A 26,876-nucleotide genomic window follows, 5' to 3' on the forward strand; every position below is an offset into this window, starting at 1 on the left:
GGGCGGACGCTCAGTGGGCGACCGGCTGCCGCTCCTGTTCGGGGGTGAGGCGTACCGCCACTCCGGCTGCGGTACGGGCGGCCCAGGCGGTGGTGGTCAGTGCTCCCAGCAGCAGGATGGCCGCGCCCAGGCCCACCACGATCCACCAGCCGGTGTGGCTGGCCTCGGTGAAGCCGCTGCCCGCCCGGGGGCCTAGGGAGGCCGTGGCGGCGACCACGGTGCCGATCACCGCCACGCCCAGCGACTGCCCGATCTGGCGGCTGGTCGAGGCGATGGCGGCCGCGACACCCGCCTGGGAGACCGGCATGCCGGAGACCGCCGCGTTGGTGATCGGCGCATTGACGAAGCCGAAGCCGATTCCGAACAGCGCGTAGGCGACCAGCAGCAGCCCGGCCGGCGAGTCATCGGCGGTCCGGGTGAGCAGGACGCCGCTGGCGGCCAGCGTCGCGCCCGCGGCGAGCAACGGGACACGCGGACCGTGCCGCCCGACGATCCGTCCGGAGAGCGGCGCGAAGACGCCCATCATCCCGGCCATCGGCAGGGTCCGGAGCCCGGCCTCGAAGGGGTCGTAGTGGCGGACGTTCTGCAGGTAGAGGGTGTTCAGGAAGAGGAAGCCGCCGAGCGCGGCGAAGGCGCAGACGGCGGTGACGGTGGCGCCGGTGAACGGGACGCTGCGGAAGAAGCGCAGGTCGATCAGCGGCTCGGGGGTACGCAGCTCCCACCAGGGCAGGACCAGCAGTGCGGTGAAGGCGACGGTGGCGAGGGTCAGGATCAGGGGCGAGGCCCAGCCGTGGCCCGGGCCCTCGATGATCGCGGCGGTACCGGACCCGAGCAGCACCACCATCAGGACCTGCCCGACCGGGTCCAGCTTCCGGGGCCTCGGGGCCTTGGACTCGGGGACGTAGCGGAAGGTCAGGGCCCAGGCGAACAGTCCGACCGGAACGTTGATCAGGAAGATCGACGGCCAGCCGGCCGCCTTCACCAGGGTCCCGCCGATCAGCGGGCCGAGCGCCATGCTGACGCCGACCACTCCGCCCCAGACGCCGATCGCCTGGGCGCGTTCCCGGCGGTCGGTGAAGGTGTTGGTGATGATCGACATCGCCACGGGGTTCAGCATGGAGCCGCCGACCGCCTGCAGGGCCCGGAAGGCCACCAGCCAGCCCAGCCCGGGTGCGAGGCTGCACAGCAGCGAGCCGAGGACGAAGACGACCAGTCCGGTCAGGAACACCCGGCGCCGCCCGAACCGGTCCGCGACCGATCCGGAGAGGATCAGCAGTGCGGCGAGCACCAGGGTGTAGGCGTCGATGATCCACTGGAGTCCCGAGGCCGCCGAACCCAGGTCGTGCTGGATCGACGGCAGCGCGATGTTCACGACCGTGTTGTCCAGGCCGACGATGAACAGACTGAAGCAGCAGATCGCGAGCACGAGCAGTCGGTGTCCGCGGGTGGTCGGAGCCGGCGTGACGGTTGGTGCGCTCACCTGTTGATCATCCCAACGGGTCGGAGACGGCGGAGAACGGGTCGGAGGCAGCGGGAGGGGACGGACGGCACGGGGGCGGATGCAGGACGGCTGCCCGCCTCAGGGCGGCTGCCCGTCTCAAAGCGAACGCCCGCTCGGCGGAGGCTCATGCCGGGACGAAGCGGACCGTGCGGGTGGCCGGGTCGGCCTTGGCCAGCCGGACCCGGAGGCGTTCGCCGAGCGTGAGGGGCACCGAGTCGCCCTCGCACCGGGCGACCACGGCCGGCTCGCGGAGCTGGACCGTGCCGTCGACCGGTCGGCGTTCGTCGACCTCGATCACCACGGCCTCGAAGTCCTCGCCCTCACGTCCGCGCAGCAGCTCGGCCTCGACCAGGTCCGTGAAGGCCCGCTCCACCTGGTGGGCCCGCCGGTCACCGCTCGCCATCAGCGTGGGTACCCGCGGCAGCGTCTCCTGAACCCAGCCGGGGACGTCGGCGCCGTCGGCGAGGGCCAGGCAGGCCTCCAGCGTGTAGCGGTCGGCGAGGCGGCGCAGCGGCGCGGTGCAGTGCGCGTACGGCCTCGGCGAGGGCCTCGTCGGGCCAGTCCGCGGACAGCTGCATCGCGGCCCGCAACTCGGCGAGCTCGATGGTGATCCGGGCGGAGTCGGCTGCTCTGAGCGTGAGTTGTGGGCGCGGCATGGTCGCAGCGTACGGCGGGGGCGGGCGAAGTGGCCCGTTGTGCTGGGCCATAGGGTGGGCGTGGCGAACAAGGTTCGGCGGAACGGGGGTTGGGCGTGAACATGGGCACGATGACAGGTGCCGCCGCGGGGGCAGCGGCCGGAGCGGCGGCGAGGACGGCGGCAGGCTCGGTGGCGGGGGCGGTACGGACCACCGGCGCCGTGGTGGCCGGGGCGCTCGGCGCGGTCGGGGCGCTGCACGCGGTGTGGGTGCGGACGCCGTGGCCGATGGGCAGCCCGGCGGAGTTCGCCGACGCGGTGGCCGGTGTCGGGGTGGACCGGCTGCCGACGCCGGCGATGTGCGCGGAGGTGGCGGTCGCGCTGGGCGCGGCCTCGTACCTGGTGGGTGCTCGCGCGGGAGTGCTGCCCTCGGCCGGGCCCCGTCGGCTGCGGACGGCAGGGGCTGGGACGGTCGCGGCGGTACTGCTGGCGCGCGGCGTCGGTGGGCTGCTGCTCTTCGGCACGGCGGAGTCGGGCCGGCGGTTCGTCCGAGGCGAGCGGTTCGTCCGGCTGGACCGGCGCTACTACTCCCCGCTCTGCCTGGCCCTGGGAGCCGGCGCGGCGCTGGTGGCCGCACGGGGTGCGTAAGGTTGGCAGGGTTCGCTGCCAACAGAGTGCTGAAGGAGTCCGCTGTGCTGGTCCTGTTGCCGCCGTCGGAGGGCAAGGCCACTTCCGGGGACGGGGTGCCACTGGCACTGGACGGACTCTCGCTGCCCGAACTGTCGGCGGCGCGCGAGCAGGTGCTGAACGCCCTGGTCGAACTCTGCTCTGCCGATGAGGACGCGGCGCAGGAGGTGCTCGGGCTGAGCAAGGGCCTGCGCGGCGAGGTGGCCCGCAACGCCGGCCTGCGGACGGCGGGTGCGCTCCCGGCGGGCGAGGTGTACACGGGCGTGCTGTTCGACGCGCTCGGGCTGGCGAAGCTGGACGAGGCCGCGTACCAGCGGGCGGAGCGTTCGCTGCTGGTCTTCTCCGGGCTGTGGGGCGCGGTCCGGATCGGTGACCGGATCCCGCCGTACCGCTGTTCGATGGGCGTGAAGCTGCCGCCGCTGGGCGCACTCGGGGCGTACTGGCGGCGCGAGATGGCCTCGGAACTGCCGGCCGCCGCCGGGAACGGGCTGGTGCTGGACCTGCGCAGCTCGGCGTACGCGGCAGCCTGGAAGCCGGCCGGGGAACTGGTCGCGCGGACGGTCACCGTGCGGGTGCTGCAGGAGCGCGAGGTGGACGGCGTACTGAAGCGCTCGGTGGTGAGCCACTTCAACAAGGCCACCAAGGGGCGACTTGTCAGGGACCTGCTGAATGCGGGAGTCGAGCCAGGCTCTCCGGGCGAGCTGATCGAGGCCCTGTTCGGACTCGGGTACCGGGTGGAGGTCTCGACCGAGGGGTCGGCACGGAAGGCGTGGCAGCTGGACGTCGTGGTGACGGACGTGCACTGAGCGGCTCGGACGCCGAATGGCGCACGGCGGATGACGGATGACCGGCGGCGATCGACCGCTGGCGAACACCCGCCGACAGATGGAAACCATCAACGGGCGAGGGTAGCTACTAACAGATGACGGATACCGACTGACCGGTGACAGGCGACGATTGCCGACTGGCCGACGACGGCTAACGGCTAACGGCTAACGGCTAACAGAATCTGAAATCCGTCAGCCGCTAGCTGCCATGCGTTATCCGTCGTCCGTCGTCCGTCACCCGCGCTCCGGTCAGCGCAGATGGCTCGTGTCGTTGAGCAACCGCAGTGAGGCATTTCCGTCGGAGTAGTACTGAACCGCGCACAGCGAGGCCGCCGACAGCTCCATCCGGTACATCGAGTCCGGCGGCGCGCCGAGCGCGAGCCGTACCAGGGTCTTGATCGGGCTGACGTGCGAGACGGCCAGGACCGTCTTGCCCGGGAAGCGGGCGATCAGCTTGTCGCGGGCGACGCCGACCCGGTGGGAGAGGGAGGCGAAGCTCTCGTTGCTGCCGGTCGGCTTGGCCTTGGCCGAGCCGAGCCAGGCTGCGAGGTCGTCCGGGTAGCGTTCCTGCACCTCGGCGAAGGTGAGGCCCTCCCAGTCGCCGAAGTCGAGTTCCCGCAAGCCCTCCTCGATCCTGACCTCCAGGCCCAGGCGGGCGGCCACCGCCTCGGCGGTCTGCCGGGCGCGCCGCATCGGCGAGCTGACCACGGCCTGGATGGTGCCGCGCGCGACGAGCGCCTCGGCGACCCGGGCCGCCTGCCACTGGCCCCGGTCGGAGAGCTCCGGATCCCCGCCGCCGCTCCCGGAGAATCGCTTCTCCGGGGTCAGCGCGGTCTCCCCGTGCCGGAGCAGCACGAAGGTGGTGGGGGTGCCGAGGTCGGCCGGGAGTGCCCAGCCCGTCTTGGGGGCCGTGGGCGCCGGGAGCTCCTCCTCCACCGGGACTGCGGCGGGTGCCGGACGTGTCCTGGCCTTGGGCTCCCACTGCCGTCCGGCCTTGCCCGCGTCCATCGCCTCGTTGGCCAGCCGGTCCGCGTCCTTGTTCCTCTCGCGCGGGATCCAGGTGTAGCTGACCTGCGAGCGCGGGTAGACGGTGCGCGCCTCGGCGGCGAGGGGCTGCATGTCGGGGTGCTTGATCTTCCAGCGGCCCGACATCTGCTCGACCACCAGCTTGGAGTCCATCCGCACGTCGATCGCGGCGTCCGGGTCCAGCTCGTGCGCCGCGCGCAGTCCGGCGATCAGGCCTTTGTACTCGGCCACGTTGTTGGTGGCGTGCCCGATGAACTCGGCAGCCTCCGCGACGATCTGGCCGGTGTCGCCGTCCCGGACCACCGCGCCGTAGCCGGCCGGCCCCGGATTGCCCCGGGAGCCGCCGTCCGCCTCGACGATGAACCTTCGCCCTGTCATCGACCGCTCACCCTCCATCGCCCGGCCGACCACCGGCCGGACCCGCCATCTGCTCGGACCACCGCCGAGTGCCGCGCACGTCGACCGCCACGTATGGCGACCATCACGGTCGGCGCCCGTCAGGTTCGCCAACCGCCGCACACGCCAGCACTCATCCCAGCGCGCACGCCGGCTCGCGGGCGCGCACCCGTACACCCGGGTGCGCGCCCGCGTGCTCGTACATCCTGCGGGCGCACGCCCTACGGGCTCAGGCGCCCGAGTCGGCCGTACGGACCAGGATGCGCCCGCAGTTCTCGCAGCGGACGACGGCGTCCTTCGGCTCGGCCTTGATCGCGTTCAGGTCGGTGATGGAGAACTCCACCCGGCAGCCCTCGCAGCGGCGCTGGTACAGCCGGGCCGCACCGACACCGCCCTGCTGCTCGCGCAGGCGGGTGTAGAGCTTCAGCAGGTCGGCCGGGATGACGGCGGCGACGGTCTCCCGGTCGCGCTTGACCTTCTCGGCCTCGGCGTCGATCTCGGCGAAAGCCGCGTCCCGGCGCTGCTCGGCCTCCTTGAGGACGACCGTGGAGTGGTCCAGGCGGGCCGTCAGCTCGATGACCCGGGTCTGCGCGGCCTCCAGGCGCTCCATCACCTCCAGGACGACGTCCTCCAGGTCAGCCTGGCGCTTGGCCAGCGAACCGATCTCGTGCTGGAGGTTCTCGAGGTCCTTCGGCGAAGTGATGGCGCCGGAGTCCAGCCGCAGCTGGTTGCGGGCGGCCCGGGCCCGGACCTGGTCGACGTCCTGCTCGGCCTTGGTCTGCTCGCGGGTGGTGTCGCCGAGCTGGGCCTGGGCGGCGACGACCAGGTCCTTGAGCGCGGTGTGGTCGGCGGTCGCCTTCTCGATCTCGGCGTGCTCGGGCAGGCTGCGGCGCCGGTGGGCCAGCTGGTCGAGGCGGGAGTCGATGGCCTGCAGGTCGAGCAGGCGGATCTGGTCGGCGGGCGCGGCGTTCAAGCGGAGGGCTCCTGTGAATCGGTCAGGTTGCAGGTCGGATTCGGGTGCGCGGGGTGTCGCACGGGTGTGCCGCGCGAGGTCGGCCGGGGTGCCTGGGTGTCAGGCCCGCCCGGTCACTCCGGCAGCGGACGCCACCGGGGTGCCGGAGGCGAAGGCGGTCATCGGGGCGTGGGCGGTCCACGGGTCGGTGACCACCTCGGAGACCCTGGTCTCCAGCGGCCAGCCGTGCTTCTCGGCGGCTGCGGACAGTCCGCGTTGGGCGAGCTTCAGCCACGGCCACTCGGTGGCCCAGTGCGCGGCGTCCACCAGCGCGACGGGGGCCGCCTCGGTGGCCTCGGAGGCCGGGTGGTGGCGCAGGTCGGCGGTGACGTAGGCGTCGACACCGGCGGCGCGCACCTCGGCGAAGAAGCTGTCACCGGAGCCGCCGCACACCGCGACCCGGGTGATCAGCCGGTCGGTGTCCCCGGCCACCCGGACGCCGGCGGCCGTGGCCGGCAGCCCGGACGCGACCTGGGCGGCGAAGTCGGCGAGCGTGAGCGGCGGCTCCAGGACGCCGATCCGGCCGGTGCCCCGGCGGCCCGCCGGGTCGGTCGGGTCCGGGATCAGTGGACCGAGCACCCGCAGGCCGACCGCCTCCGCGAGGGCGTCGGACACTCCCGGGTCGGCGTGGTCGGCGTTGGTGTGCGCGACGTGCAGGGCGGTCCCCGAGCGGATCAGGGTGTGCACCACCCGCCCCTTGAAGCTGGTGGCGGCGACGCTGGTGGTGCCGCGCAGATAGAGCGGGTGGTGGGTGACCACCAGGTCGGCACCCCACTCGACGGCCTCGTCGACCACCGCCTGGACCGGGTCCACGGCGAACAGGACGCGGCTGACCTCGTCCTCGGGATCACCGCAGACCAGCCCGACCGCATCCCAGGATTCCGCCCACTGCGGCGGGTAGAGCTCTTCGAGGGCACTGATGACGTCGGACAGTTTCGGCACCTGTCGAGACTACCGCGCGCGGAGAGCCCCCGAGCCCCGGCGGGGGCGGGAGCCGCCCGGGACGTGCGCGGAGCAGCCCGTCAATCTGCCGCATCGGGTACGTCCACCGTCGGGCGAGCGGGCGCACAGCTGCCCGTCAACCGGCGTGTGACGGCGCTCGGAGGCGCGTGAGCGTGCCGACGGCGGCACACGGACACATGAATTCCACGTCGCCTCTGGTCACACTCTGCGGGTAGCGCGCATTCGAAAACGAGCCTGGATCACCCTTAAGAGTGAAGTGACCTCGCTGGCGTTGAGGCGCCCCCATCCCGAAAGTAACTTCAGTGATGCGAACGGGAGTTGCCTCGACCAGGGGGGTCGAAAAGGGCGCTCCGCCGAAATTCCGGGCTCACCGCGTTCCGCCTCCAGCTCCGCCGATCGGACGATCGGCGCACGGGACGGCGGGACGCCGAGGACCGGCACGAAAGCGGCGGACGCGGCCGGGGCGCCGGTCCCGTATCTCCGAGAAACCGACCGGACCGAGGGCCCGCACAGCGGGCGCCGTCGGCGACGCAGCAGAGGGGTGTGAAGCAGATGGGGGCGGGCACACCGCTGCGCTCGGCCGGGGGGCCGGGGTCGGTTGGCGACGGGCCGGGTGCGGTCGGCACGTTGCCGGAGGTGGCGCGGGCGGCCGTGGCCGGTACCGGGAGTCGGGGAGACGAGGGTGGTTGGAGTCTCACCGTCGAGGGCTTCTGGTGCACGGCCCGGCCGTCCGGGCCGGCCGCCGCGGTACCCGCGCAGGGCTGGAAAATCCACGTGAGCGCGGCCTCCCCGGCGGCTGCGGAAGTCCTCTCCACCGTGGCGTCGGTCATCGCCGCAGACCCCTGCACTTTCAAATTCGCCGCTGACCGGGAGAAACTCCACGAGATCAATTCCCGGAACAGCGAGCGCGGTTCCGCCGGGAAATTCATCACCGTCTACCCCGTCGACGAGGAGCAGTTCCGGCGGATCGCCGAGGAACTGCACCGCGCGACCGAGGGCCTGCCGGGGCCCGTCATCCTCTCCGACCGGCCGTACGCGCCCGGCAGTCGGGTGCACTACCGGTACGGGGTCATCGCCGCCCGCGCCGAACTCGGCAACGACGGGGCGTACCGTTCGACGCTGACCGGCCCGGACGGCAGCCGGACGGAGGACGTGCGCGGCGCGAGCTACCGGTGCCCACCCTGGGCGATCGACCCCGTCGAGGGGAGGGGGTCGGCCGCCCCCGGCGCTCGCGGAGCCGCACCGACCCGTACCGGGGGCACCACCGGCAACGGAACCGTCGACGGCAAGCCCATCGGCGGCGATGCCCCCGGCAACGGCTCCACCGGCCGCGGATCGCGCCCCGGCGGGGTACTGCTCGGCGGCCGGTACGCGCTGACGGCGGCCATCCGGCACGGGACCAAGGGCGGCGTCTTCCTCGGCCGGGACAACACCGACGGCACCGAGGTGGTGGTCAAGCAGGCCCGCGCGCACATCGAGGTGGACCGGTCCGGCCGGGAGGCCAGGACGGCACTGCGCCACGAGGGACGGCTACTGGAGCACCTCGACGGCCGCGCGCTCACCCCGCATCCGGTGGAACTGATCGAACAGGGTGACTCGCTCTTCCTGGTCCAGGAGCGGATCACCGGCCGGACACTGGGCAGCTGGGTGGCCGAACGCCTGCGCCGCGACGGCACACCGGACATCGCCTGGGCCGAGGCCGGCCCGCTGGCCCTCGCGCTGACCGACCTGGTCGAGCGGGTGCACGCCGAGGGGCTGGTGGTACGCGACCTGGCGCCCGGCAACGTGATGGTGCGGCCGGACGGTTCGCTCCGGCTGATCGACCTCGAACTGGCGGCGGAGGCGGGCAGCACGGCCGGATCGGCCGGCACGCCCGGGTACCGCGCCCCCGAGCACGGGCCCGGTCTGACCAACTCCCGTGCCGAGTACGCCGGCGACCTGTACGCCCTGGGCGGCCTGTTCTTCCTGCTCGCGACCGGCCACGACCCGCTGCTGCCCGAGGACTCCCCCGAACCCCGACCGGTCACCGACCGGCTGGGCCACTGGCTGGCCGCCGCCGCACACTGCGGCGAGACCGCGCGGCACCTGGCACCGCTCGTGCTCGCCCTGCGCGCCGAGCGGCCGGGGCAGCGGTGGGAGACTGCGCGGGTACGGGCCGCGCTCGCGGACGCCCTCCGGCCGGACGCGCCACCGACCGAGAGCGGGGCCGGCGCGGAGCGGCCCACGGCGGAGCGCCCGGAGACGGCGGCGGACACCCCCGCACAGCTGCCCTGCGGGCCGACGGACGCGCTCCCGACGAACCCCCTGCACCGGGCCCGCCCCGATGGAGGACTCGCGACCGCGAGCAGTCCCCTTCCGGCACCCGGCCGGGCCCTGTCGCCCGCCCTGACGGACCGGCTGCTCGCCGACGGCCTGCGCCAGCTCGCCGAGAGCGCGACACCCGAGCGCGGCGACCGGCTCTGGCCGACCGTCCCGGCCGGGCAGCTCACCGATCCGTGCAACGTCCAGCACGGCGCCGCCGGCGTGCTCGCCGTGCTGGCCCGGGCCGCCGTCGCGCCGCTTCCCGGCGCCGTACGCGAACAGGCGTTACGGACGGCCCGGTTGGCGGCCGAGTGGATCGAACGGCGGTGCGCGGCCGAGCCGGTGGTACTACCGGGGCTGCACTTCGGCCGCTCGGGCGCCGCCTGGGCCCTGCTGGACGCCGCCGAGGCACTCGCGGACGGCCACCTCGCCGACCGGGCCGAGGCGATGGCCCGCCAGGTCCAAACGGTCTGGCCCAATCCCGACGTCTGCCACGGCGCCGCCGGGGCGGGGTTCCTGCAGCTCAGGCTGTACCGCTCGACCGGTTCCGCCGAGCACCTGGGCCGGGCGGCCGAGTGCGCCCGCGGCCTGCTGGCCGCCGCGCGACGCGAACCGTACGGCACGGTCTGGTCGGTGCCGAAGAGCTTCGACTCCAGCCTCGCCGGGATCACGCATCTCGGGTACGGCCACGGGGTCGCCGGGGTGGGTGCGTTCCTGCTGGCCGTCGCCGAGGCCACCGGGGACGACCGGCTGCTCGCCGGGGCCCGCGAGGCCGCCGGGACACTGGCCGCCACCGTACGGCGCGACGGCCCGGGCGGGCGCGCCGGGTGGTGGCCGCAGAGCGCGGGCGACCCGGAGAGCGTCCGGCTGGCGCACTGGTGCAACGGTGCCTCCGGGGCGGGCAGCTTCCTGATCCGGCTCTGGCGGGCGACGGGCGACCGCAGCGCGTACGAGCTGGCCGTGGCCGCCGGACAGGCGGTGCTCGACGGCCGGTGGCACAGCGGAACGTCCGCCTGCCACGGCCTGGCCGGCAGCGGCGAGTACCTACTGGACCTCTCCGAGGCCACCGGGGAGAGCCGATTCCGCAGCGCAGCCTGGGAATTGGCGGATCTGATAGCCGCCCGCAGCGCGCTCAGGGACGGACTGCTGGTCCTGCCGGACGAGACCGGCACCGGCTGCACCCCCGCCTACGGCACCGGCAGCTCGGGGGCGCTCGCCTTCCTGCTGCGGCTGCGCCACGGCGGTCCGCGGATCTGGCTCGACCCGCGACCGCCGGCCACCCGGTCCGGCCCCGGCACCGCCGAGCCGACGGCGAGCCGAGGATGAACGCCCCCGCCGCCCGACCCCACCCGACCACAACTCCCAGGAGGTGAGACCGCGATGAGCATCGCCACCCGCACCACCGCCCAGGCGCTGCGCCGGCTGAACTTCACCTTCGCCGCAGACGGCTCGCACGCGGCCTGCCTGGCCGCGGCCGCCGACGGCGGCTGGTACGTGGAGAGTTGGCGGCTGCCGGCGGACGGCCCGGCAGGGCCGACCGCGCTGGCCCTGCCCGGCAACCGCTCGGAGAGCCTGCGCTCACAGCTGGTCTCACTGCCGGACGGCCGGGTCCTGCTCTGCCGCCACGACGGCGACCGGCACGACCTGGTCGCGCTCTGCGCACCGTCGAACGGCGGTCCCCACTCCACCGAGGAACTGGTGGCCACGCTGCGGATGCCGGGCCTGCGCCTGCTGCCGCTGCCCGGCGGGGCCCGGCCCGCGCAGGTTCCGGTCGCGGTCGCCCTCGGCACCGACACCCGGCCGGTCACCACGGTCTGGCTGGTGGCCACCGACGGGTCCGAACCCCGCCGGGTCGCCGAGCTCCCCGGGCTGCACGGCGGCGGCGTCTGGCTGGACCGGACGGGGCGGCTGCTCGCCCTGGACCGGGTCAGCTCGGGGGCGGTCAAGTCCGTCGTACTGGACCTGACGTCCGGCCAGGTCAGCCCGCTGCTGGAGATTGCCGAGGGCAGCAACGACCGACTGGTGCTGTTCGACCCGGACACCGGGTTCGCGATGATCCGCAGTGACGCCCCCGGCGCCGACCGGCTCGGCTGGGGCCTGCTCGGCGCCGGCGGACCACCGCGCTTCCCCGAGTGCCTGCACGTCCCGGAGATGTTCCTGCGGCCGGTGGCGCTCACCCGGTCGGCCCCCGGCGACGCGCCCGCGCCCGACGGGATCCGGGTCGCCGTACAGATCGACCACGGCGCGGCCTCCGCACTCGCCCTGTGGCAGCCCACCGGCGGCCGGCTCGACCCGCTGCCCGTCCCGCCCGGACGGCTCGGCGCGGTCGGGCACTGGTCCGCCAGCGGGCTGCGGATGCCCTACTCCGCCCCCGACCACCCCGCCGCGCTCGCCACTCTGGACGTCGACGTCCTGCTCGGCCTCACCCCGTCCGGCGCACCCGCGCTCACCCCCGTACCGCTGCCGCTCCAGCTGGCCCCGCTCGGCCGCGCGGACGCCGCCCGCCCGGCCGACGCCGAAGGCGGCGCCCCGGGCGAGGACGGGCCGGTGGGACCGGCCGTCCGGGGATCGGCCCAGGACACCGTACGGTCCTGGTCGTCCTGGTCCTCCTGGTCCTCCTGGTCCTCCTGGTCCTCCTGGTCCGCACCGACCCGGGTCCTGCGCACCTCACCGCCCGGCTTCCGGCTGGACGCGAGCGCCCACCCCGGCGAGGGCGGGCGCTGGCACCCGGCGCAGAGCCTCGAACTCACCGGCCCGGCCGGCCCGATCGAGGCCGTGGTCTACGGCGGCGACGCCTGGCTGAGTTCACCCCAGCTGGTGGTGGCGCTGCACGGCGGGCCGGCGGACGCCTGGCGGCTGGAGTTCGACCCGGCCCTGCAGCGGATGGCCACCGAGGGCCTCACGGTGGTCGCCCCCAACCAGCGCGGCAGCATCGGCTACGGGGTGGACCACGCGATGGCCATCCGCGGCGCCTGGGGCGGACCCGACCTCGACGACGTCCTGCACCTCGTCGACGACTTGTCAGGACAGCGCTCGGTGCTCGGACTTGGACCACCGGCCCTGTTCGGAGTGAGCTACGGCGCCTTCCTCGCACTGCTCGCCACCGCGTACGCACCCGCCGGCCAGGTGTCCCGCTGCGCCGTGGTCGCACCGTTCCTGTCCGGCGCCCGGCTGCTCGCCGAGGCGTCGGCACCGGTCCGGGCGCTGACCACCCGGCTCGGCGGGGGCGATCCGATCACCGACGCCCGCGGCCCGCGCGACGTGCTCCAGCTCGCGCACCGGATCACCGCACCGCTGCTGATCGTGCACGGGGACCGGGACGAGGTGGTGCCGGTCAGCCAATCCCGTTCGCTTCGGCACGAGTTGCTGCGGGTCGGCCGAACGGAGGGCACCGACTTCCGGTACGTGGAGGCGGCCGGCGCCGGCCACGAGGTGCTGGCCGAGGAAGGCGGGGCCGTCCTGCACGAACTGCTGGCCGCCTTCCTGCACACCGGACGGCCGACCTAGCCCGCCCCGCACCACGACACCGCCCGGCGGCGGAAGCGCACTCCACGCCCGCCGACGGCACCCACGAAGCTTCCCGGCCCGGCCGACCCACCGAGCCCGGGAGAGAGACCTGCGGCAAAACGATTCTGCCGCAGTGGCCGCAACCCGGCGGGCAACGCCCGCGCGGCCGACAGAACCGACACCGACCGCACCGTGCGGCCGGTGGACACCAAGGGGAGGACCCAACCATGGAGAACCTGATGGACTTCGAGACCGACCTTGCCGCGCTGCAGGAGCTGCCGGAGACCGAGTCGGTCGGGCTGACCGGTCAGGGCGGCGGCTGCCAGTACACCTGCCTGATCCTCACCTGCCTGATCTTCACCATCAGCTGACGCCGGCAGGCCGGCACACCGGGCCGCGCCAAACCCTCACGGGGGTGGCGCGGCCCTCCCGTTTCCACCAACCACCGCCCGGGTTCCGGGAGTTGCCCCATGCCAGGGCACCTGCCCGGCGGCCTCCCGGTGCACGGCCCTCCGGCCCGCCGGGCGCCCATGGCCGCCCGGCTCCGCGAGCGCGGACGGTGCACTGCGTGACCCGTCCGCGCTCGCCACCGGGAAGTGCCGGTGCACCACCCTGGTGCGGACGTGCCTCTCCCCCGCGCCGGTGGTGGTACCGGACGAGGCGACCTGCCATCTCGACGCAGTCACCGAGGCCCGGGTGGAGAGGCGTTTCGCCCGCCCGTGCGGGCACCGTCGTGGTGGTGGCTCACCGGATCGGCTCCGCCCTGCGAGCCGATCCGGTGCTTCTGTTGGACTCCGACCCAGGGGCCAGCCGCCCGGCACGGCGACCCCCAAGGCGCTCTCCCGCCCCACCGCGAACCGGTCGGCCGCTGGCTGGGATCAACCCCGTGCGGCACCCGCGGCAACGCACCGGCCGGCGAGCCGGCGTGGAACCACACAGGCCCGGTGCGGCGTCGATCATGCCGAGTCCACGGGGTTTCCCGATACGCCGGTGTACGAGACGGCCGATAGGGTGGCCCCGTACAGGCTTGGGGTCGCGCTACCGGTACCGGCGCGTCGCGCCACCCGCGGTGGGCACCCCGGCCGGATTCGACCGGTGCCAGGCGGCACCACAGACCAGCACCCTCGCACGGAGAAGACAAACCTGATGTCCGACACCCTCACCGACACCACCGAGCACGACAGCACCGCGCCCGGCGCCGACGGGGCCACGGCCGAGGACACCGCACACGGTCGCCACCGGGGCATGACCGCACCCGACGACTCCGCGGACACCAGCCCGCACGGCCGTCACCGCCGCTGAATCTCGGTCGCCGCTGAGGCTCGGTCACTGAGCCTCGGTCACTGAGCCTCGGTCACCGCTGAGCTTCTCGGCCACCGCTGAGCGTTCGTACCCGCACCCACGTGGGTCAGCCGACCGAGGGGCCCCACCAGGGGCCCCTCGGTCGCGGCGTTCCGGGGCCGTGCCCCACCGGACTCCTGACCCGTCCGCACCTGCTGGCATGATCAGCACCCATGCCTGCCACCCCCACCGCGCTCCCCCGCGCCTGCCCCGCCTGCTCGGCTCCGCTGGAGGCCGACGAACGCTTCCCCGTCTGGTGCCCCGGCTGCGAATGGAACCTGACCCCCGCCACCCGCACCCCCGACTACGACTCGCCCCGCGCCCGGCGCCTCGCCGAACGCCGGCAGCACCGCAACGCCGCCCGTGAACAGCGGGTCAGGGCCCGGGTGGAGCAGCTGTACGAGTCGCTGGCGAGCGGCGCGGAGCCGGGGCCCGACCGGGTCTGGATCGCGGCCGCGGCACTGGCCGGTCTGGTGCACCTGGTGACGCTCACCGTGGTGTCCGGCTCCGTCGCGCTGCTCTGCACCGACCACTGGCCGCTGCGGATCCTCGGTCTGATCGGCCTGGTGATCGCCTGGCCGCTGCGCCCGCGGCTGGGCCGGGTACCCAGGGGCGGCACCGTGCTGGGCCGTGGCGACGCTCCCGCGCTGTACGCGCTCGCCGACCGGGTCGGCGCGGCCGTGGGTGCCCCGCCGGTGGACACGATCCGGGCGACCGGCGACTTCAACGCCTCCTTCGGCCGGGCCGGGATGCGCCGGCGCAGCGTGCTGACCATCGGGCTGCCGCTGTGGGCCGCGCTGACGCCGCAACAGCGGGTGGCACTGCTCGGCCACGAATTCGGACACGACGTCAACGGCGACCATCGCCGGAGCCTCTGGCTGGCGTCGGCGATGAGCGCTCTCACCGAGTGGTACCGGTTCAGCCTGCCCACCCGGCGCCGGAGTCGGAGCCGCAAGCTGTTCGACCAGATCGCCGATCTGCTCGCCGGCCTCGCGCGCTGGCTGATCAGGCAGCTGGTGAGCGCCCTGCTGGACCTGCTGGAGACCCTGACCACCAGGTCCGGCCAGCGGGCGGAGTACCACGCCGACCGGCTCGCCGCCGAGGTCGCCTCGCCCCGCGCCGCGTACGGGATGCTGTCCGCCCTGCTGTTGGACTCGAGTGCGGAGACCATCCGACTGCGCTACCGCAGCGCGGCCAGGCTGCACGGCTCCCGGAGCCGGCGGAGCGCCGCGGCTCCGGGGCCGGACCTCTGGGCGGAGTTCGGCGGAATGGCGGCCGCCCTCCCGCCGGCCGAGTTGGAGCGGCGGATGCGCCTGTCCGCCCGCCAACTGGGCGCGGTGGACCGGACCCACCCGCCGACCCACCTCAGACTCCGCCTGCTCGGCACCCGACCGGAGACCGAGGCGGCCGTCCTGTTGTCCGACGCCGAGGCCGAACTGATCGAGGCCGAACTGGCTCCGTCCCGGGACCGGGTGGCCCGGAGCCTGCAGACGGTCTGAGCCCGTCCGGGGTCAGCCGTCCGGGGTCGGCCGTCCGGCCCCGGGCTGCCCGCGCCGGACGGGCGTCGAGTAGGGTCCAGCGACCAGGACCACGACCTCAGGGAGCAGCAGCATGACCGATCTCCGGGAGAGCACCCGTCCGGCACCCGAGGTGCTGGCGGCGTTCGAGGCGGCGACCGGGTTCATGCCGGTCGACGAGGGGCTGGCGCTGTACGCGGCGGCCCTCGACGCGGCGCGGCTGACCGGCGGGCTGCCGCTGCTGGAGATCGGCACGTACTGCGGGCGCTCGGCGATCCTGCTGGCCGGCGCCGCGCGGGCGGCCGGCACGGTGGCGCTGACGGTGGACCACCACCGGGGCTCGGAGGAGCAGCAGCCGGGCTGGGAGTACCACGACCCGACCCTGGTCGACCCGGAGATCGGGTGGATGGACACCCTGCCGCGCTTCCGCCGGACCCTGCACCGCGCCGGTCTCGAGGAGCACGTGATCGCCCTGGTCGGGCGGTCTCCGCAGGTCGCGGCAGTGTGGGGCGGGCGCCTGGCGCTGGTCTTCATCGACGGCGGGCACACCGACGAGCACGCCACGGGCGACTACGAGGGCTGGATGCCGCACCTCGCCGAGGACGGCCTGCTGGTGATCCACGACGTGTTCCCGGATCCGGCCGACGGCGGCCAGGCCCCGTACCGGGTCTACCTGCGGGCGCTGGCGGAGGGCTTCGAGGAGGTCTCGGTCACCGGTTCGCTGCGGGTGCTGCGGCGCGGCGCCGGCCAGCACGAAGGCCTTCCGGAGAGCTCGGACCGCACGGACGGCTGACCGCACCCAAGGCCGCCGGCTTCCTGCGGGCTCGCCGGACCATGCTCTAACGTCTTCCCTCGGAGCGCAGTCCTGCGGCACCGCACGGCGGTACCGCACCACCCGCGAGCTCCCTGTACCGCCGCACCGCCGTACCGACATGCCGTGGAGGCGGGTACGGTGTCGGCGAACAACCGGACCGGGCGGGCCAGTTCGAGACGACAGCGGGGCGAGGCGAGGAATGACCGACCAGGACAACACCGCTCCGGCGGTCTGGGATCCCACCGCGCGCGGTGGCGCGGGCGGCTGGGTCCGCCGCAAACCCGCCCAGGACCAGCCGGGTGCCCCGGCGCCGTCCACCGCCCCGGGTGCGTCGGCCCACCAGACCCCGTACGGCTTCCCGCCCCCGCCCGGTGCACCCGCCCAGCCGGGCATTCCGGCCCAGCCGGGCGCACCCGTTCAGCCGAACGGTCAGGCGCAGCCGGGCGCGGGTGTGCCGCAGCCCCCGCCGGGCACGTTCTCCGCGTACGGCTTCGCCGCGCCGCAGGACGCGCCGACCGCGAAGCTCCCGCCGGTGCCTCCGCTGCCGCCGACCGCAGGGTCGCCGACCGGCGCCCCGTTCACTCCGCCGCCGCCCGGTTCGCAGCCCGGGACGCACTCCGGTGCGGGCGCCGTCGGCGACGAGGGCCCACCACTCGGTGCCCGGCCGTACCTGGGCGCCGCGACCCCGCCCTCCGGCTTCGGGGCCCCCGCCACGCCGCCCCCGGGCTTCCCGCCGCCGCCCGCACAGGCCGCTTTCCCGCCGCCGCCCGGTGCCGCCCCGGCGCAGTCCGCCTTCCCACCCGCGCAGTCCGCCTTCCCGCCGCCGCCCGGTACCGCCCCGGCGCAGTCCGCCTTCCCACCCGCGCAGTCCGCCTTCCCGCCGCCGCCCGGTACCGCCTCCGGCTTGGTGCCGGGCCCCGGGCCGGTTCCAGTTCCGGGCGGCGGCTTCCCCCCATCCGCCGAGTACGAGGAACTCGCCCCGTACGAGGAGGACCGGCCGCGCGGCCGCACGCCGCTGTTCGTGGCGGTCGGCGTGGTGCTGGCGATCACGGTGGGCGTCGGCGCGTTCTGGCTGCTGGACGGCTCCGGTGACGGTTCGAAGAGCCAGGCGCAGCCGGCTCCGGCCGCCTCCGCGCCAGCCCCCGCCGCCTCGCAGCCCGCGTCGGCCGGTACCGACCCGTCCGCGTCCGGTGCCTCTTCGAGCGCTTCCCCGAGTGCCTCGGCGAGTGACGGCGAGGGCCCGAACGCGGCCGCCCAGGCGAAGACGCTGGACGACCTGCTCGGCCGCGGCGAGGGCGCGAAGGCGCCGATCGGCAACGCGGTGGCGAAGGTGAACAGCTGCCCGTCCAAGTCCGAGATCGACAGCGCCGTCAAGGTCTTCGAGGACGGGGCCGCCCAGCGCGACCAGCTGATAGCGGATCTGGCGAAGCTGGACCTCGGCCAGTTGCCGGGCGGCGCGGACGCGGCGCAGACCCTGCGCAGCGCCTGGCAGCAGTCGGGCGACATCGACCGGGCGTACGCGGCCTGGGCCCGTACCGTCGGCAGCCGCGGCTGCAGCAGCGGCGCCGCGCCCGACACCGACGACCTCAAGCGAGCCAACGACCTCAACCCGCAGGCCACCAGGACGAAGCAGGACTTCGTCGCGAAGTGGAATTCCATGGCAGGCCGCTACAGTCTGCCGACGCGCACCTGGGACAGGATCTGACCTACTCGTGAACGGCACCACCGACGAGCACCCCGCCCCCCGTCGCTCCACCCGATTCCGGCTGACCGTACTCGGCTGCACCGCGGTGCCGCTCTGCTTCGCCGGCTGGCTCGGCTGGCAGGCTCTGGCCGGCGGCCACTCCCCGGCCACCGCCGACGCCCCGCCGTCGGCCACCCCGTCGGCGCCCACCTCGTCCGGCGGCACCGCACCCGCCGCGAGCCCGAGCAGCGCCGCGAACAGCGGTGCGAGCCCGTCCGCCGCGGCGTCCGCCGGCACGGGCCAGCTGAGCGGCCGCACGGTGGTGCTCGACCCAGGCCACAACCCCCAGAACGTGAACCACCCCACCGAGATCAACCGCCAGGTGGACATCGGCAACGCGCACAAGGAGTGCGACACCACCGGCACCGAGACCAACGACGGGTACAGCGAGGCCGAGTACACCCTGGACGTCTCGCACCGCGCGCGGGCGATCCTGGAGTCCCGGGGAGCGAAGGTGGTGCTGACCCAGGACGGCGACCGGCCCTACGGCCCGTGCGTCGACGAGCGTGCGGCGATCGGCAACACGGCGCACGCCGACGCCGCCGTCTCGATTCACGGTGACGGCGCGCCGGCCTCCGTCAGCGGCTTCCACGTGATCCTGCCGGCCAAGGTGACGGCGGGCATCGCGGACACCTCGGCGATCGTCGATCCCTCGCACCGCCTCGGTGTCACGCTGCGGGACACCTTCAAGGCCACCACCGGTGAGCCGTACGCCGACTACATCGGCGAGCAGGGCCTGGACACCCGCAGCGACCTGGGCGGGCTCAACCTCTCCAAAGTGCCCAAGGTGTTCATCGAGTGCGGCAACATGCGCAATGCCGGAGACGCTCAGCGGATGACCGATCCCAAGTGGCGCCAGCTCGCCGCCCAGGCCATTGCCGACGCCCTGACAAGCTACCTCACCGCCCCCGCGAGCTGATCTCGAGGCCATGCCCGACTCAGGCGATCTGCGAGGATTCGGGGCGGTTCCGGAGGGTGCTGTGCCACTGTTAATGGCTTGCGCCTAGGCTTTTGCCCGGTTCGGGCGTCCTGCCCGCCCGGTCAACCGACCATCCGACCGCCGTCCACGACACGCCGACGAGGGGAACGTTAGTGAATCTGCGTGCTCTCACCAGAGGAGACGCCGCCGTCGCAGGTGCGGCCCTCCTGCTGCTCATCGCCTCCTTCCTGCCGTACCGGACCTCCACCGGCTGCTCGGGCCCGAAGGGCGGTCAGCAGTGCAGCTCGGCCTCGGTGAGCGGCTGGTCGACCGCGATCTTCCCGGTGCTCCCCTCGGTCTTCCTGCTCGGTGTGATCGCCGCCGCACTGATCCTGCTCCACCGCTTCCAGGGCCAGGCCGTGGCCACCCGCCAGGTGCTCGGCCTGCGGCTGGACCAGTGGGGCACCGCCCTCGCGGTCGCCGCGCTGTGGTCCGGTCTGTGGTCGCTGGCCGGTGGCCCCGCCGACTCCTCGAGCAGTGCGGGCGGGATCACCGCCAGCACCAGCACCGGTAGCGGCTTCGGAGCCTGGCTGGCGCTGCTCGCGCTGGTGGTCCTCGCCGGTGCGGCCGCGGGCGGCCCGCTGGTGCCCGCGCTGCAGGCCCCGCTGATGCCCGACAAGCCCGCCACCCCGCAGGGCCACTCCGGGTACCCGCAGGCCGGTGGCGGTCAGCCCGGCCAGCCCGAGCCGTACGCGCAACCCGGCCAGCCCCAGCCGTACGCGCAGTCCGGCCAGCCCGGCCAGTACGGCTACCCCGCTCCGGCGGCCGCCGAGCACGGCGGCGCCCCGCACAACGGCACGCCGTACGGCGGGCAGCCGCAGGGCGGCTACGGCTACCCGACCGCGGCCGGCGCCGCCCAGCCGCAGGCCGAGCAGGCCGCTCCGGCGCCGGCTCCGGCCGCTGCCGCCACTCCGGCACCCGCGCCGGCCGCCGAGTTCGCGCCGTTCTGGTTCGCCGTCCCGGTCACCCGCCAGGTCACGCCGAAGGACAGCCCGGCGGGCCCGCCGGTCGGCGAGCTCGTCCCGGGCACCTGGTACCTGGCGGTCGAGCAGCGCGGCACCGCCCTGGTCGCCCAGCTGCCGGACGGCACCCCCGGCCTGCTCACCGACGTATCGGGCATCCAGCGCGGCTGATCCCTCCGCGCACCACGACGGCCCGCGGCCGCCGGAACCTTTCTCCGGCGGCCGCGGGCCTTCGCGTTCCGGGCGCGCGGCCGGGTGGCCGACCTTGGATTGCGGGTGCGTACCGGCCCGCTTACGCTCCGGAACATGCCACTCGCATGACAGTGAGGAGCGGGCCATGGGAAGGCGAACGGCCGCTTCCGGGCGAGCGCTCCCGCGATTCGAGGAGTCCGCAGGCCCGGAGCCGCGACACGGACCGTTCGCGTGCGATCCTGTGGCCGTGCTGGAAGGTCACCGGCTTCTCGGCCGTTTCGGCCCGGTTCCTCGGCATCCACTCCGCGGATGCCCCGGCAGCGGGAGCGGTCGGCGTTGACGGCCGCCTCCCGGCTTCCCCGCGGCCGACCTGCCTCCCGTCCGGCCAGGACGGCCGGCGGCCGGCACGGCGAGGGCGGCGTCCGGGCGGTGGACCGGTGGAGACCCTGCGCTGTGCTGCTGTTGCTGCTGAGCCTGTCGTGGTGGTGGGGCGCACCACCTGCTCTGGCTCATCCCCAGGACGTCGACAGCTGCCATCCGGAGCAGCTCGTCGACGCCCGGACGGAAGCCACTCTCCAGCTCTTCAACCACAAACAGAACTTCGTCGAGGCCAAGGGCGAGATGGCGGTCCACGTGCCCGTCACCTGGCCGTACGCCAAGGATCTGCTGCTGAGCGAGAGTTCCGACGAGCACCAGCACGCGATGCGCTGCCTACTGCGGGGGGATCAGGACGGCGCACAGTACGGGTACCTGCGCACCAACGAGTGGCGCATGCACAGTCCGGAGGTGACCGCGGCACTGTCCTCGGTCACGGTGAGGTGCCAGGTGCTGTCCTGGCTCAACCATCGCGGCCGGTTCAACGTGGGCCCGTGGACGGCCGACGTGGGTGCCGATCGATGGCAGCTCTCGCTCACCCCGCCGACGGCGCTGGAGAGCGCCCACTGGGACCACGTCCAGATCGACCCGGGCGGCCTGAACGTCTCCGAGGTGTCCCCGATGCCGCCGGTCGCCGGCGATGGAAGCCTGGTGTGGAACGGGATCGGGCCGTCCGGGGGTCTGCGCCCCACGGTGACGGTCGAGATGGTCCCCTCCTGGCAGCGCGCCTGGGCGGCCAGTACGGACACCGATCCCTGGCGCGTCGTCAACGCGGCCGGACAGACCGTCTCGTGGGTGGGTACCTCGGCCGCGGTCATGCTGGCCGCCCTCTGGGCCCGCCGCCGACAGGCCGACACCGCCGACACCGTGGTCGAGCGAGGGAGCTTCCGAGCCCTGATGCAGTGGGCTCTGCTCAGTGCGGTGATCGGCCTGGTACTCATGCTGCTGTTCAACCTGTTCCTCGACGGCGCCAAGGCGCCGACGGACCTGTGGAGCGGGCGGCAGCACTGGCAGGCCCTGCTGGGCATACTGATCGGCTGGGCCCTGGTGGTCCTCGCCCGCCCGAGGTGGTCGTTGCTGCTGGCCGCCACGCTGGTGGCGGCGGCCGGCGCGCTGGTGGCCGTACGGCCTTCTCTGTTCGGGCTGCCCGCCCCGCACACTTCCGCCGGGGGCCTGCACGCCCTCGGCATCGCCGCGCTGGCGGTGATGACCGCGGCGGCGGTGTGGCTGGGGCTGGCCGGCCTGCTGCTCTGGGCCTGGCGTCTCGCACGTGCGGGCAGGCTGATCAGGTCCTCGCGGCTGCCCTGGGCCGGAACCGTGCTCGCCGTGGTCACGTTCCTGCTGCTGGCGCTGTCGGTGTGGGCCGACGAGCTCTCCTGGCAACGGGTCAGCTGGCTGATCGACCGCAGCTCACCGGCCTACCACTCGCTGCACGTGCTCTTCCTGAGCCAGCAGACGGTGGCCTTCGCCGCCGGCATCCCCACCTGGTGCTACTCCCGCACCTGGGTGCTTACGGGTCTGGCGATCCTGGCGCTGCTGCGGGCCAGGGAACTGGGCCGCCGGGCACCCTCCGTGAGCCCAACCGGTTTCGACTTCCTGCTGCTCGCCGTGTTCTTCGCCATCGTGGCGGCCTGGCGCGAGGGCTCGTACGCCGGCAGCCAACTGCTCGGTTTCCTCTGGCTGGCACTGGACGTCGCCGCACTGTACGGCCTGCTGGCGCTGGGCCGCAGGCGAGCGGTCCTGAGCCAGCACTTCGAGGGGCGCGGCGCTCCCGCACTGAGCGAAGTGGTCATCGACCGGGCCGACCACCAGGACCTCATCGAGCGTGCCCGCCGCTACCGGGAGCTGGTCGTCGAACTGCGCGCTCTGGAACAGGGGCACGGCGAGGGCGCTCACAGCCGGCACGAGCTGGAGGAGGAGCTGAGGCGGCTGCACTGGTGGGAGAGCAGGGCCGGCAACGCGAGGGCGACGCCGCGGTCCCTGCCCAACCAGGTCACGGTCCTGGACGTCGCCCTCAGTTGGGGTCCGCACGCCAGATGGTGGGGGAACGCCGTTCGGGCAGCCGTGGTCGCGGCGGTCGTCGGCCTTCCCTGGAGCATCATCATGATCTGGCTGGACTACTCGTCACCGCAGGCATGGATGTTCACGGAACAGGACCCCTTCGGATACGCCGATCTGCTGGGGAAGTTCCTGACTTCGGAGCTGTCCTGGGCGGGCTCGGGCCTGATGCTCGGAGCGATGTGGCGCCAACTGCCCGGTCGTCGGGGCCCGGCACGCGCCCTGGGCCTCTGGGTCGCCTACACCGTGCTGGTCGCCCTGGACATCGCCATCAACACCCTCGCCGACCAGGATCTCGGCGACGCACCCAAGGCCATCGGCCTGATGCTTCCGGTGCTGACCGTCACCGGCCTGGCCATGGACGCGGACACCTTCCGCACCGAACGGCGCCTGTGGCCCAACCGCTTCGGGCTACTGCTCTCGATCTACCAGATGCGGGGCCTGTCGGCGCAGATCGCCTGGGTGCTGGTGCAGGTGGGTGCGCTGGTGGCGATCTGGCAGCACTTCGGCGGCTTCGACACCCGGACGATGAAGCCGCACTGAAGCCGCCGGACGGCAGCGGCGGTTCGCCCTCCACGGCCGTCCGCACCCCGCACGCCGCGCGGGTCCCGGACCCCGGGGCCCGTGCGGCGTGCGGGCCGCGCTCTCAGCAGCAGTCGCCGACGACCAGCCCGGTCGGCAGCTGCTCTCCGCCGAAGACCGCCACCGTGGCGTGGTCGCCGCCCAGCGCCGCGACGGCCAGCAGCAGGGCGCCGGCGGTCCAGGTGGTGCGCTCCTCGGGCCAGATGGCGTCGTCCTCGAAGACGTACCCGGTCCAGTACGACCCGTCGGTGTGCCGCAGGTGCTGGATCCAGCGCAGGATCTCCACCGCGCGGTCGGACTGGCCCACCGCCCAGAGGGCGAGGGCGAGTTCGGCGCTCTCGCCGCCGGTCACCCAGGGCCGGTCGCTGACGCAGCGCACGCCAAGGCCCGGCACCACGAAGCGCTCCCAGTCGCGCTCGATCCGTTCCATGGCGGCGGCGCCGCGCAGCGCGGTGCCGAGCACGGGGTAGTACCAGTCCATCGAGTAGCGGTCCTTGTCGAGGAACCGCTCGGGGTGTTCGGCGATCGCGTGGCGCAGCCGTCCGGCCGCCAACTCCCAGTCGGGCTGGGGCTCTTCGAGGTAGTCGGCGATGGCGAGCCCGCAGCGCAGGGCGTGCAGGATGCTGGACGACCCGGTGAGCAGCGCCTCCTCGGGGGCGGTGCCGTCCTCGTCCAGTCGCCAGGCGATCGGCCCGCCGGGCAGCCGCAGTCCGACGGTGAAGTCCAGCGCGCGACGGACGACCGGCCAGAGCCACTCCAGGAAGGCGTCGTCGCCGGTGCTCAGGTGGTGGTGCCAGGCGCCGACGGCTATGTACGCGCAGAAGTTGGTCTCCTTCGACGCGTTGGTCACCTCGCCGTCGGTGTAGCCGGCGTACCAGGAGCCGTCCGGGTTCTGGTGCTCGGCCAGCCAGCGGTAGGCGTTCTCGGCGGCGGCGTGTTCACCCGCGGTGTCCAGGGCCATCGCGGCCTCGGTGTGGTCCCAGGGGTCGAGGTGGCCGCCGCCGAACCACGGGATGGCGCCGTCGGGCCGCTGGTCGGCCAGGATGGAGCGCACGGTCGCGGCGGCCTGCTCGGCGTCGAGGACGCCGTCCAGCAGCAGGGCCTCCGGGACGGCGGCGGTCACTCGGCTGCCCGGTGCGGCTTGGAGGCGTACACGACGAAGCTCTTGCCGATCACCGGGTTGAGCGCCTTCTCGGCCGCCTTGGTGAGTGTGCTGATGACCGGTGTGCCGACGATGTCCCAGACCAGCAACTGGTGGTAGGCCTTGACCGGCAGCGCCTTGTCGTTGTTGACACCGACGGCGCACTTGATCCACCAGTACGGCGAGTGCAGCGCGTGGGCGTGGTGGGTGCCGTAGGGCGTGAGGCCGGCGTCGCGGACCTTCTGGACCAGTTCGTCGCCCTTGTAGATCCGGATGTGGCCGCCCTCGACCTCGTGGTACTCGTCGGAGAGCGCCCAGCAGATCTTCTCGGGCAGGTAGCGGGGCACGGTGACGGCGAGCAGTCCGCCCGGCTTCAGCACCCGGACCATCTCGGCGAGCACGCCCTTGTCGTCGGGGATGTGCTCCATCACCTCGGAGATGATGATCTTGTCGAAGGTGTCGTCCTCGAAGGGCAGCGCCAGCGCGTTGCCCTCCATCGCGACGGCCGAGGCACCCGCCGGGGCCTCACCGGCCTGCTCCATCGCCGCGAACCACTTGCGCACCTCGGCGATCTCGTCGCCGTTCTGGTCCAGGGCGACGACGTTGGCACCGCGCCGGTAGCACTCGAACGCGTGTCGGCCCCCGCCGCAGCCCAGGTCGAGCACCCGGTCGCCGGGGGCGAGCGGGAAGCGGGAGAAATCGACGGTCAGCACTGCGGGCTCCCATTCATTGCTGCTGTACTCGACCCCGAGGGGTGATCCCCGGGATCCGTTCTCCTACTGCGAAGTTGACGAGGTGCCGGGGCGGCCTCAGGCGACGTAGCGCCAGCCCTTGCCGGAGCGGGCACGCTGCCCTGTCCCGGTGGCGATGGCCGCCCGGTAGCGGTCGGCGGTCAGTTCGGCGGCCCGCCGCCAGGTGAAGTTGGCCAGCACCCGCTCCCGTCCGGCCGCACCGAGCCGCTCGCGCAGCCGCGGGTCGTCCAGCAGCCGCCCGAGGGCCGCCGTGAGCGCGCCCGCGTCGCCGGGCGGCACCGCCAGGCAGGTCTCGCCGTCGGGGCCGGCGACCTCGGGAATGGCGCCGCCGGTGGTCGCCACCAGCGGGGTGCCGGTGGCCATCGCCTCGGCGGCGGGCAGCGAGAAGCCCTCGTACAGCGAGGGGACGCAGGCCACCTCGGCCGAGCGGTAGAGGTCGACCAGCTCCCGGTCGCTCAGACCGTTGCGGAACTCGATGTGCTCCTGCAAACCGAACCGCCGTACCGCCTCGGCCACCGGGCCGTCCTCGCGGCGCTTGCAGACCACCACCAGATGCGCCTCGCGCTCGGTCCGCAGCTTGGCCAGCGCCTCGACCAGGTAGATCAGGCCCTTGAGCGGGACGTCCGCGCTGGAGGTCGCGACGATCCGGCCCGGCACCACCGGGACCGACTCGTCCGGTGACCAGAGCCGGGTGTCAGCGCCGATCGGGACCACCGAGATGTTCCCGGGCGCCGCGCCCAGGTGCTCGGCTATCTCGCCCTTGGAGCTGCCGGAGACGGTGATGATGTGGTCCAGGCGGCGGGTCACCCTGCCCTGCATCCGGGTGAAGCCGTACCAGCGCCGCAGCGACAGGCGGCGCAGCATGGTGGCGGCCGCGTCCAGCTCCAACTGCCGGTCCACGGTGATGGGGTGGTGGATGGTGGTGACCAGTGGGAAGCCGTGCCGGGCGAGGCCGAGCAGGCCGTAGCCGAGGGTCTGGTTGTCGTGCACCACGTCGTAGCGGCCCTTGTGCGCGGCCAGGTACCGGCGGGCCCGCAGCGAGAAGGTCAGCGGCTCGGGGAAGCCGCCGGTCTTCATGGTGGCGACCTCCAGCACGTCCACCGCGCCCCGGTACTCGGCGAGCCCAGGGGTGCGGAACGGGTCGTCGGCCCGGTACAGGTCCAGGCTGGGCAGTTCCACCAGCCGGACCGAGCCCGGGCCCTCGACCTCGTCCAGAACCGGGTAGGGCTGCGCGCCGATCACGTCCACGTGGTGGCCGAGCCGGGCCAGCTCACGGGAGAGGTGCCGGACGTAGACCCCCTGGCCGCCGCAGAACGGGTCACCGCGGTAGGAGAGCAGGGCGATCCGCAGCGGTGTCGGCAGCGCGGTCATCCGGGGCCCCTTATCCCTACTCACCCGGGCACGGACTGCCTCGGCGGTAAAGTAGATCACGTTTCATGGCGGTGTGGAGCTCACCGCCCAGCGAGTGAACAATGAGAGACCTCGAAGATACCGGCCCGTAGCTTGCGCTCAGGATCCAGGGCTGGTGATTCACGCCACGCTGCGCCCCGCCCGACCGCGGGCGA

At 73.7% G+C, this 26,876-nt stretch carries 20 protein-coding genes; 12 read left to right on the forward strand and 8 right to left on the reverse strand.

The window, feature by feature from the left end:
• Positions 1–10: 10 nt before the first annotated feature.
• Both ACWDAK_RS16905 and ACWDAK_RS16910 read right to left on the reverse strand, forming a co-directional pair.
• Positions 11–1,480, reverse strand: a complete 1,470-nt coding sequence (locus ACWDAK_RS16905; RefSeq protein ID WP_344634235.1) for an MFS transporter — start codon at positions 1,478–1,480, stop codon at positions 11–13.
• Between the two features lie 145 nt (positions 1,481–1,625).
• Positions 1,626–1,904, reverse strand: coding sequence for a hypothetical protein (locus ACWDAK_RS16910; RefSeq protein ID WP_344634236.1), 279 nt, complete (start codon positions 1,902–1,904; stop codon positions 1,626–1,628).
• Between the two features lie 363 nt (positions 1,905–2,267).
• On the opposite strand from ACWDAK_RS16910, the gene ACWDAK_RS16915 reads away from it, so the two are divergent.
• Together ACWDAK_RS16915 and yaaA are read left to right on the forward strand one after the other, a co-directional pair.
• Positions 2,268–2,783, forward strand: a complete 516-nt coding sequence (locus tag ACWDAK_RS16915; RefSeq protein WP_344634237.1) for a DUF3995 domain-containing protein — start codon at positions 2,268–2,270, stop codon at positions 2,781–2,783.
• 44 nt (positions 2,784–2,827) lie between these two features.
• Positions 2,828–3,628 carry a peroxide stress protein YaaA gene (gene yaaA / locus ACWDAK_RS16920; protein ID WP_344634238.1) on the forward strand — a complete coding sequence of 267 codons (801 nt, stop codon included), beginning with the start codon at positions 2,828–2,830 and terminating at the stop codon, positions 3,626–3,628.
• 270 nt (positions 3,629–3,898) lie between these two features.
• Here the strand turns inward: yaaA and ACWDAK_RS16925 are convergent, their stop codons facing one another.
• The 3 genes from ACWDAK_RS16925 to ACWDAK_RS16935 form a co-directional block, all read right to left on the reverse strand.
• Positions 3,899–5,053, reverse strand: a complete 1,155-nt coding sequence (locus ACWDAK_RS16925) for a bifunctional RNase H/acid phosphatase (protein WP_427393818.1) — start codon at positions 5,051–5,053, stop codon at positions 3,899–3,901.
• Between the two features lie 247 nt (positions 5,054–5,300).
• A complete protein-coding gene (locus ACWDAK_RS16930; RefSeq protein ID WP_344634240.1) occupies positions 5,301–6,044 on the reverse strand; it encodes a zinc ribbon domain-containing protein in 744 nt (247 codons plus the stop codon).
• Between the two features lie 99 nt (positions 6,045–6,143).
• Positions 6,144–7,025 carry a Nif3-like dinuclear metal center hexameric protein gene (locus ACWDAK_RS16935; protein WP_344634241.1) on the reverse strand — a complete coding sequence of 294 codons (882 nt, stop codon included), beginning with the start codon at positions 7,023–7,025 and terminating at the stop codon, positions 6,144–6,146.
• A gap of 573 nt (positions 7,026–7,598) precedes the next feature.
• On the opposite strand from ACWDAK_RS16935, the gene lanL reads away from it, so the two are divergent.
• The 10 genes from lanL to ACWDAK_RS16985 all read left to right on the forward strand — a co-directional run bounded on the left by lanL (position 7,599) and on the right by ACWDAK_RS16985 (position 23,379).
• A complete protein-coding gene (gene lanL, locus ACWDAK_RS16940) occupies positions 7,599–10,673 on the forward strand; it encodes a class IV lanthionine synthetase LanL (RefSeq protein WP_427393853.1) in 3,075 nt (1,024 codons plus the stop codon).
• A gap of 54 nt (positions 10,674–10,727) precedes the next feature.
• The gene (locus ACWDAK_RS16945; protein ID WP_427393819.1) at positions 10,728–12,854 is read left to right on the forward strand and encodes an alpha/beta hydrolase family protein; all 2,127 of its coding nucleotides are present in this window, start codon (positions 10,728–10,730) and stop codon (positions 12,852–12,854) included.
• A gap of 227 nt (positions 12,855–13,081) precedes the next feature.
• Positions 13,082–13,225 carry a VenA family class IV lanthipeptide gene (locus ACWDAK_RS16950; protein WP_344634243.1) on the forward strand — a complete coding sequence of 48 codons (144 nt, stop codon included), beginning with the start codon at positions 13,082–13,084 and terminating at the stop codon, positions 13,223–13,225.
• A 775-nt stretch (positions 13,226–14,000) separates the two neighbouring features.
• Positions 14,001–14,156, forward strand: coding sequence for a hypothetical protein (locus tag ACWDAK_RS16955; RefSeq protein ID WP_344634244.1), 156 nt, complete (start codon positions 14,001–14,003; stop codon positions 14,154–14,156).
• 212 nt (positions 14,157–14,368) lie between these two features.
• On the forward strand, positions 14,369–15,694 hold the full coding sequence (locus tag ACWDAK_RS16960; protein WP_427393820.1) for a M48 family metallopeptidase: 1,326 nt from the start codon (positions 14,369–14,371) through the stop codon (positions 15,692–15,694).
• Positions 15,695–15,806: 112 nt separating this feature from the next.
• Positions 15,807–16,505 (forward strand): class I SAM-dependent methyltransferase, encoded by a 699-nt coding sequence (locus tag ACWDAK_RS16965; protein WP_427393821.1) that lies wholly within the window; start codon positions 15,807–15,809, stop codon positions 16,503–16,505.
• A gap of 220 nt (positions 16,506–16,725) precedes the next feature.
• Positions 16,726–18,231, forward strand: coding sequence for a hypothetical protein (locus tag ACWDAK_RS16970; RefSeq protein WP_427393822.1), 1,506 nt, complete (start codon positions 16,726–16,728; stop codon positions 18,229–18,231).
• Between the two features lie 7 nt (positions 18,232–18,238).
• Entirely contained in the window at positions 18,239–19,189 is a 951-nt protein-coding gene (locus ACWDAK_RS16975; RefSeq protein ID WP_344634248.1) for an N-acetylmuramoyl-L-alanine amidase, read from the forward strand.
• Positions 19,190–19,362: 173 nt separating this feature from the next.
• Positions 19,363–20,382: a hypothetical protein gene (locus ACWDAK_RS16980; protein ID WP_344634249.1), complete on the forward strand. Its 1,020-nt coding sequence runs from the start codon at positions 19,363–19,365 to the stop codon at positions 20,380–20,382.
• Between the two features lie 330 nt (positions 20,383–20,712).
• Complete coding sequence (locus ACWDAK_RS16985) at positions 20,713–23,379, forward strand: DUF6185 family protein (RefSeq protein ID WP_427393823.1); 2,667 nt, start codon at positions 20,713–20,715, stop codon at positions 23,377–23,379.
• Positions 23,380–23,482: 103 nt separating this feature from the next.
• On the opposite strand, the gene ACWDAK_RS16990 is transcribed toward ACWDAK_RS16985, so the two are convergent.
• From ACWDAK_RS16990 to ACWDAK_RS17000, 3 genes are all read right to left on the reverse strand, one after another.
• Positions 23,483–24,541, reverse strand: coding sequence for a prenyltransferase (locus ACWDAK_RS16990; RefSeq protein WP_427393824.1), 1,059 nt, complete (start codon positions 24,539–24,541; stop codon positions 23,483–23,485).
• On the reverse strand, positions 24,538–25,272 hold the full coding sequence (locus ACWDAK_RS16995) for a class I SAM-dependent methyltransferase (RefSeq protein WP_344634252.1): 735 nt from the start codon (positions 25,270–25,272) through the stop codon (positions 24,538–24,540). Before ACWDAK_RS16995 ends, ACWDAK_RS16990 begins: the two co-directional genes overlap by 4 nt.
• A 96-nt stretch (positions 25,273–25,368) precedes the next feature.
• Entirely contained in the window at positions 25,369–26,682 is a 1,314-nt protein-coding gene (locus tag ACWDAK_RS17000; RefSeq protein WP_344634253.1) for a glycosyltransferase family 4 protein, read from the reverse strand.
• Positions 26,683–26,876: the final 194 nt, after the last annotated feature.

Source organism: Kitasatospora sp. NPDC001175 (assembly GCF_053598215.1).

Excerpts from the sequence above, each read along its gene's own strand:
- lanL (WP_427393853.1), top strand. The coding sequence starts at position 7,599 with ATGGGGGCGGGCACACCGCTGCGCTCGGCCGGGGGGCCGGGGTCGGTT.
- ACWDAK_RS16925 (WP_427393818.1), bottom strand. The coding sequence starts at position 5,053 with ATGACAGGGCGAAGGTTCATCGTCGAGGCGGACGGCGGCTCCCGGGGC.
- ACWDAK_RS16965 (WP_427393821.1), top strand. The coding sequence starts at position 15,807 with ATGACCGATCTCCGGGAGAGCACCCGTCCGGCACCCGAGGTGCTGGCG.
- ACWDAK_RS16955 (WP_344634244.1), top strand. The coding sequence starts at position 14,001 with ATGTCCGACACCCTCACCGACACCACCGAGCACGACAGCACCGCGCCC.
- ACWDAK_RS16950 (WP_344634243.1), top strand. The coding sequence starts at position 13,082 with ATGGAGAACCTGATGGACTTCGAGACCGACCTTGCCGCGCTGCAGGAG.
- ACWDAK_RS17000 (WP_344634253.1), bottom strand. The coding sequence starts at position 26,682 with ATGACCGCGCTGCCGACACCGCTGCGGATCGCCCTGCTCTCCTACCGC.
- ACWDAK_RS16915 (WP_344634237.1), top strand. The coding sequence starts at position 2,268 with ATGACAGGTGCCGCCGCGGGGGCAGCGGCCGGAGCGGCGGCGAGGACG.
- ACWDAK_RS16910 (WP_344634236.1), bottom strand. The coding sequence starts at position 1,904 with ATGGCGAGCGGTGACCGGCGGGCCCACCAGGTGGAGCGGGCCTTCACG.
- ACWDAK_RS16985 (WP_427393823.1), top strand. The coding sequence starts at position 20,713 with ATGCCCCGGCAGCGGGAGCGGTCGGCGTTGACGGCCGCCTCCCGGCTT.
- ACWDAK_RS16945 (WP_427393819.1), top strand. The coding sequence starts at position 10,728 with ATGAGCATCGCCACCCGCACCACCGCCCAGGCGCTGCGCCGGCTGAAC.
- ACWDAK_RS16960 (WP_427393820.1), top strand. The coding sequence starts at position 14,369 with ATGCCTGCCACCCCCACCGCGCTCCCCCGCGCCTGCCCCGCCTGCTCG.
- ACWDAK_RS16970 (WP_427393822.1), top strand. The coding sequence starts at position 16,726 with ATGACCGACCAGGACAACACCGCTCCGGCGGTCTGGGATCCCACCGCG.